4 protein-coding genes are annotated in these 7,250 nt (G+C 72.2%); 2 read left to right on the top strand and 2 right to left on the bottom strand.

All coding sequences use genetic code 11. The annotated features are described in order from the left end of the window. Positions 1-29: 29 nt before the first annotated feature. Positions 30-791 carry an SDR family oxidoreductase gene (locus ACIBQ6_RS11390; RefSeq protein ID WP_358286644.1) on the bottom strand — a complete coding sequence of 254 codons (762 nt, stop codon included), beginning with the start codon at positions 789-791 and terminating at the stop codon, positions 30-32. Between the two features lie 139 nt (positions 792-930). On the opposite strand from ACIBQ6_RS11390, the gene ACIBQ6_RS11395 reads away from it, so the two are divergent. After that, positions 931-3,228: an ATP-binding domain-containing protein gene (locus ACIBQ6_RS11395; RefSeq protein WP_358286645.1), complete on the top strand. Its 2,298-nt coding sequence runs from the start codon at positions 931-933 to the stop codon at positions 3,226-3,228. Between the two features lie 72 nt (positions 3,229-3,300). On the opposite strand, the gene ACIBQ6_RS11400 is transcribed toward ACIBQ6_RS11395, so the two are convergent. Further along, a complete protein-coding gene (locus tag ACIBQ6_RS11400) occupies positions 3,301-3,747 on the bottom strand; it encodes a MarR family winged helix-turn-helix transcriptional regulator (protein WP_397211346.1) in 447 nt (148 codons plus the stop codon). Positions 3,748-3,850: 103 nt separating this feature from the next. Between ACIBQ6_RS11400 and ACIBQ6_RS11405 the strand changes: the two genes are divergently transcribed. Beyond that, positions 3,851-7,084 (top strand): efflux RND transporter permease subunit, encoded by a 3,234-nt coding sequence (locus tag ACIBQ6_RS11405; protein ID WP_397211348.1) that lies wholly within the window; start codon positions 3,851-3,853, stop codon positions 7,082-7,084. Positions 7,085-7,250: the final 166 nt, after the last annotated feature.

A 7,250-nucleotide genomic window follows, 5' to 3' on the forward strand; every position in this document is an offset into this window, starting at 1 on the left:
AAGGCGTCGGGCCGGGCCGGCCGCCGCCGTCAGTGCACGGAGAAGCCGCCGTCGACGAAGAGCAGCTGGCCGGTGACGAACGCCGAGGCGTCCCCCGCCAGGAACACCGCCGCGCCCGCGAAGTCGCCGGGCACGCCGTTGCGGCCGGTCATGTGCCGGGCGGCCAGCTCCTCGACGCGGCCGGGGACGGCCTGGGCGGGCTCGGTGAGGGGGGTGAGCACGAATCCGGGGATGATCGTGTTGACGCAGACGCCGTGGGCCGACCACGCCTCGGCCTGCGAGCGGGTGAGACCGGCGACGGCGGCCTTGGCCGCGCCGTACACGCCGCTGTGGCCGAAGGCGCTGATGGACTGCTGGGAGCCGACGTTGATGATGCGGCCCCGGCCGCGCGCGGCCATGCGGGGGCCGAAGTGCTGGCCGAGCAGGTAGGGGGCGGTCAGGTGCACGGCGATGGTCTGCTCGTAGTCGCCGGGGGTGAGCTCGGCCATGGGTTTGCGGATGTTGTTGCCGGCGGCGTTGACCAGGATGTCGATCTCTCCGGCGGCGGCGCACAGGCGGGCCAGGTCGTCCCGGTCGTGCAGGTCGGCGCTGACGGCGGAGGTGGTGACGCCGTGGGCGCGCAGCCGCTCGGCGGCCCGGTCGAGCTCGGCGGGCCTGCGGGCGGCGAGGACGACCTCGGCTCCGGCCCGGCCGATCGCCTCGGCCATGGCCAGGCCGATGCCGGAGCTGCCGCCGGTGACGAGCGCGCGGCGGCCGTGCAGGGAGAACAGGTCGCGTAGATAGTCCGACACGACCGCTCAAGCTAGCACCAGCCGCGGGAACGCGGACGGGCGGCGTCGGTTGCCGGAACGGCGAAGGAGGGCTAGGCTCGTGAGCTCGACAACACGAGAAGCGGCTCCACAGAGCTCCCGCAAAGGAGTATAGCAGGGAATGGCTAATCGTCAAGATGGTCTCGCGGAAGCCCTTGACAGCGAGCAGCGTACGGTCCGGTGGCTGTACGCCAGGCTCGACGCGGCCAGGGAGCGGGCGCAGGCGACGCTGCGCCAGGTGTACGCCGGCGGCGGCGCGCTGGGCACCCGGCAGGCGCGGGTCGAGCGCGAGGTGACCGCCTCCGAGCAGGCGCGGCGGCTGGCCCAGCTCAACGCGGTCGAGCGCGGCCTGTGCTTCGGCCGGATCGACGACTCCGGCGGCGTCAGCACGTACGTCGGCCGGATCGGGCTGCGCGACGAGGACCACGAGTCGGTGCTGATCGACTGGCGGGCCCCGGCCGCGCGCCCGTTCTACGTGGCCACCGCCACCGACCCGGGCGGCCTGGTGCGGCGCCGCCATCTGCACCTGAAGGACCGCACGGTGGTCGGCATCGACGACGAAGTGTTCGACCTGGACGGCATGTCCGACGGCGACCGGCGCACGCTGGTGGGGGAGGCGGCGCTGCTGGCGGCGTTGCGGCGCGGCCGTACCGGCCGGATGGGCGACGTGGTGGCCACGATCCAGATCGAGCAGGACCGGGTGATCAGGGCGGGCCTGCAGGGGGCGCTGGTGGTGCAGGGCGGGCCGGGCACCGGCAAGACCGTCGCGGCGCTGCACCGGGCCGCCTACCTGCTCTACACCCACCGCGACACGCTGGAGCGGCGCGGGGTGCTGGTGGTGGGGCCCAACCCGATGTTCCTGCGCTACATCGGGCAGGTGCTGCCGGCGCTGGGGGAGACGCAGGTGGTGATGGCCACGGTGGGCGAGCTGTTCCCGGGGGTGCGGGCGGTGGCGGCCGATCCGCCGGCGGCCGCGGTGGTCAAGGGCGATCTGCGGATGGCAGAGGTGGTGGCCGCGGCGGTGGCCGACCGGCAGCGGGTGCCCGCGGGCGATCTGGAGGTGGAGCTCGACGGGCTGCGGCTGCGCGTGCCGCACGCGGTGTGCGTGCGGCTGCGCGATCGGGCGCGGGCGGTGCGCCTGCCGCACAACATGGCCCGCAAGCTGTACGTCACCGAGCTGCTGAAGGAGCTGGCCAGGGCGGAGGCGCGGGCGCTGGAGGAGTCGCTGCACCTGGAGGAGCTGGCGGTCGACGACCCGGAGCTGGCCGAGCCGCTCGACCTGGAGGGCGATCTGGACGAGACGGACATCGCGCTGGCGGCCGAGCGGCTGTGGGGGGAGGAGCCGGTGCGGCGCGCGGTGGCCGAGCTGTGGCCGGAGCTGACGCCGCAGGAGCTGGTCGCCGATCTGCTGTCCGCGCCGGACACGTTGTGGTCGGTGTGCCCGCCGGGCCTGGACTGGACGCCGCTGGTGCGGCCCCGCGAGTCGCCGTGGACGGTCGGCGACGTGCCGCTGCTGGACGAGGCGGCCGAGCTGCTGGGCCACGACGACTCGGCCGACCGGGTGGCGGCGAGGCGAGCGGGGGAGGAGTGGGCCGAGCAGGAGTTGTACGCGCGCGAGGTGCTGGAGACCACCGGCCTGCTGGAGGAGGGCGTCTTCGACCGGGCCGACGTGCTGGCCGAGCGGCAGGCCGACGACGGCGCGGGGCTGACGACGGCCGAGCGGGCGGCGGCCGACCGCACGTGGGCGTACGGGCACGTGATCGTGGACGAGGCGCAGGAGTTGTCGCCGATGGCCTGGCGGACGGTGGTGCGGCGGGTCCCGGCGCGGTCGCTGACCGTGGTGGGCGATTTGGCCCAGACGGGGTCGGCGGCGGGGGCGCGCTCGTGGGCGCAGGTGCTCGATCCGTACCTGGAGGGGCGCTGGCGGGAGGAGCGGCTGCTGGTCAACTACCGCACGCCGGTGGAGATCATGCGGGTGGCGGCCGACGTGCTGGCGGCGGTGGCGCCGGGGCAGGAGCCGCCGGAGTCGGTGCGGGACGGCGGCGACGAGCCGCGCGCGGTGCGGGCGGCGGTGGCCGAGCTGCCGGCGCTGGTGGCGGCGGAGCGGGCCGAGCTGGGCGCGCGGGGCGAGGGCGGCCGGTTGGGGGTCATCACCCCCGACGGGCTGCACGCGCGGGTGGCGGCCCTGTTCCCGGGGTCGGCGGACCTGGACGCGCCGGTGGTGGTGCTGACGGTGACGCAGGCCAAGGGCCTGGAATTCGACGGGGTGGTGGTGGTCGATCCGGCGGGGATCCTGGAGCAGTCGCCGATGGGCGGCCACGACCTGTACGTGGCGGTGACGCGGGCGACGCGGCGGCTGACGGTGGCCCATGAGGGCGAGCTGCCGTCGATGTTGTCCCGCTTGAGATCTACAATGTAAAGCCGCTGGCCCGGTGACGTTCCCTCGTAATTCAACGAGAAAACAGCAACGATCGGGAGCGCCCCGGGTGGGTCATTCGTTGTAGAGCTTGTCCGCGACTTCGCGGATGCGGCGGGTGGCGTGGTCGAGGGCGCGCAGGGTCTCGGTGTCGAGGTGGGACATGATGCGCTTGTAGTGTCTGAGGCCCGCGTCGTTGATCTCGGCGATCAGGGTGTCGCCGGCGGGGGTGAGCTCGACCCGGCGCACCCGGCGGTCGTTGGGGTCTTCGTGCCGGCTGACCAGGCCCTGGGCGACCAGGCGGTCGACGATGCCGGTGACGGTGGCGAGGCTGACGCCGAGGGTGTGGGCGAGGTCCTGGCCCGAGGCCGAGCCGTGCGTCGACAGCTGCATGACGACGCGGAGCTGCCGGATGGTGAGGTTGGAGCTGAACAGGGGGGACTGTTGCTGGGTGAACAGTCTTCCCAGGTCGCGCTGTGTCTCGGTGATCCGGCGGATCAGGTCTTCGCGGTCGTCGCTCACGCTCACCTCTCGCTTCCTGAGAAGGTTATCAGGAAAGCTGGATCAGGCTAAATATTCGTATAAGGCAAAGTGTTAGTCTGGGGCGAACTTTGGAGGGGAGCCTATGACCGCTTTCGCCCGGTTGAGTCTGGTCAACCGCAGTCTTGTGATCTTGGTGGCGGTCGTGATCACCGCGTTCGGCGCGTTCACGATTCCGCAGTTGAAGCAGCAGCTCCTGCCGTCGTTGGCGTATCCGGGCGCGTTCGTCATCGCGCCCTTCCCCGGCGCCTCGCCGGAGATCGTCGAAGACCAGGTGACGAAGCCGATCGAGGACTCCTTCCAGGGGATCCCCGGCATGGAGCAGATGACCTCCACGTCGAAGGAGGGCATGGCCCAGATCCAGGTGGCCTTCGAGTACGGCACCGACATCGAGGCCTCGTTGAACAAGATGCAGCAGGCCGTCGCCAGGATCACGCTCCCGCAGGGCGTCGACCCGCAGGTGGTGGCGGGCAACACCGACGACATCCCGGTGCTGGTGCTGGCGGTGGGCGACGGCGGCGACGAGCGGGCGATGGCCGACAAGCTGCGCCGGATCATGGTGCCGGAGTTGCAGAGCGTGGAGGGGGTGCGCGAGGCGGCGGTCACCGGCACCCGTGACGAGGTCGTCACGATCGAGCCGGACGTCAAGAAGATGGCGCTGGCCGGGGTGTCGGCGGCGCAGATCCCCGAGGTGCTCAAGGCGAACGGCACGCCGATCCCGGCCGGGTCGCTGACCTCCGACGGCAGGTCGCTGACCGTGCAGGTGGGGTCGCGGGTCGACTCGCTGGAGAAGCTGAAGAACCTCTACCTGACCCCCGCGCAGCCCGCCCAGCAGCAGGCCCAGTCCCCGGCCCAGACGCCGGGGCAGGCGCAGGGCCGTCCGCAGGCCGGGCAGCCGGCCCAGACGGGCCGGGCGGCGCTGCCGCAGCAGGTGGCGCGGCCCAAGCCGCTCAAGCCGGTCAAGCTCGGTGACGTGGCCGAGATCAGGCGCGGCCTGGCCGACGCCTCGACGATCACCCGTACCGACGGCAAGACGAGCCTCGGCGTGTCGGTGACGATGACGCCCGACGGCAACGCGGTGACGATCTCCCACGAGATCCGCGAGAAGCTGCCGGAGCTGACGCGGTCGCTGGGCGACTCCTCCGACACGCAGGTGTCGGTGGTGTTCGACCAGGCGCCGTACGTGGAGGAGTCGATCGAGAACCTGACCACCGAGGGCCTGCTGGGGCTGGCGTTCGCGGTGCTGGTCATCCTGGTGTTCCTGCTGTCGGTGCGTTCGACGCTGGTGACGGCGGTGTCGATCCCGCTGTCGGTGGTGATCGCGCTGCTGGCGCTGTGGGCGGGTGACTACTCGCTCAACATGCTGACGCTGGGCGCGCTGACGATCGCGGTGGGCCGGGTGGTCGACGACTCGATCGTGGTGCTGGAGAACATCAAGCGCCATCTGGGTTACGGCGAGGCCAAGCTGCAGGCGATCCTGACCGCGGTGCGGGAGGTGTCGGGGGCGGTGACGGCCTCGACGCTGACGACGGTGGCGGTGTTCGCGCCGATCGCGATCGTGGGCGGCATGGTCGGTGAGCTGTTCCGGCCGTTCGCGGTGACGGTGGCGGTGGCGTTGCTGGCCTCGCTGGTGGTGTCGCTGACGGTGGTGCCGGTGCTGGCGTACTGGTTCCTCAAGGCGCCGTCGTTGTCGCCGGAGCAGGCTCGGGCCCAGCGTGAGGAGGCCGAGGCCAAGGAGCTGCGCAGCCCGTTGCAGCGGGCGTACCTGCCGGTGCTGCGGTTCGCCACGCGGTTCAAGCTGGTGACGGTGCTGATCGGGGTGGCGGTGTTCGTCGGGACGATGGGCCTGGCGGGCGGTCTGCGGACGAACTTCCTGGACTCCTCCGGGCAGAACACGATCTCGCTGACGCAGAAGATGCCGGTGGGCACCGATCTGGCCACGACGGACAAGGCGGCCAAGAAGGTCGAGGGCGTGCTGTCGGGGCTGGCCGGTGTGGAGACGTACCAGGTCAACGTGGGTGGCGGCAACGCCATGCAGGGCGGCGTGGGCGGTGGCGCGGACCGGGCGTCGTTCTCGGTGACGGTCAAGGACGGCGCCGAGCCGGCGACGGTGGAGCAGCAGCTCCGCGAGAAGATCACCGGTCTGTCCGGGGTCGGTGAGGTGACGGTCGGCGGCGCCGGCGGGGGCGGGTTCTCCTCCGACACGGTGAGCGTGATCGTGCAGGCGCCCGACGCCGAGTCGCTGCGCACGGCGACCGAGGCGGTCAAGGGTGCGATGGGCCAGGTGAAGGGTCTGCGTGACCTGTCGTCGAACCTGGAGGCCAGCGCGCCGCGCATCGAGGTCGCGGTGGACCGGGAGAAGGCGGCGGCCAAGGGGCTGTCGGAGGGTCAGGTCGGCCAGGCGGTGGCGCAGGCGTTCCGCGGCGCGCCGCTGGGTCAGATCACCCTGGACGGCCGCAGCAGCGACCTGGTGCTGCGCGGGGGCGATGCGCCCGAGGACGTCAAGGCGATCGAGGACCTGAAGCTGCCGACGGCGGCGGGGCTGGTGAAGTTGTCGTCGGTGGCCAAGGTGGAGCAGGTGGCCGGTCCGACGCAGGTGACCAGGATCGACGGTGAGCGTTCGGCGACGGTGTCGGGCAAGGTGGAGGCGTCGGATCTGGGCACGGTCACCCAGGAGCTGACGACGAAGATGAAGTCGGTGGCGCTGGGCGCCGGCGCCCGGTACGAGATCGGCGGCGCCTCGGCCGACCAGGCGGACGCGTTCTCCGACCTGGGCATGGCGATGCTGGCGGCGATCGCGATCGTGTTCATGATCATGGTGGCGACGTTCCGGAGCTTCGTCCAGCCGCTGATTCTGCTGGTGTCGATCCCGTTCGCGGCGACCGGCGCGGTGGGTCTGCTGGTGGCGACCGACACGGCGATGGGCGTGCCGGCGTTGATCGGCATGCTGATGCTGATCGGCATCGTGGTGACGAACGCGATCGTGCTGATCGACCTGATCAACCAGTACCGGGATCAGGGGCTGGGCGTGGTCGAGGCGGTGATCGAGGGCAGCCGGCGCAGGTTGCGGCCGATCCTGATGACGGCGGTGGCCACGATCTGCGCGCTGACGCCGATGGCGCTGGGGGTGACCGGGTCGGGCGGGTTCATCTCGCAGCCGCTGGCGATCGTGGTGATCGGCGGCCTGGTGTCCTCGACGCTTCTGACGCTGGTGCTGGTTCCGACGTTGTACACGGTGGTGGAGCGGGTGAAGGAGCGGATGGGGCGCAAGCCGTCCGCGCCCAAGCACGAGGCCAAGGTCCTCACGCCGACGTCGTGAGCGGAGCACCCCGGCGCCGACCTCATGCGGCGCCGGGGCCGGGGTGGGTCGTGGGGGGGGGGGGGGGGGGGGGGGAGCCCCCCGCCCCCCCCCCCCCCCGGCGGGGGGGGGGGGGGGGGCGCCCGGGGGGGGGGGGGGCGCGGCGGGGGGGGGGGGGGCGGGCGCG

The organism is Nonomuraea sp. NPDC049655 (assembly GCF_044465465.1).
GTDB lineage: Bacteria > Actinomycetota > Actinomycetes > Streptosporangiales > Streptosporangiaceae > Nonomuraea.

Coding starts and splice junctions, on each gene's coding strand:
- ACIBQ6_RS11395 (WP_358286645.1), top strand. CDS start 931: ATGGCTAATCGTCAAGATGGTCTCGCGGAAGCCCTTGACAGCGAGCAG.
- ACIBQ6_RS11405 (WP_397211348.1), top strand. CDS start 3,851: ATGACCGCTTTCGCCCGGTTGAGTCTGGTCAACCGCAGTCTTGTGATC.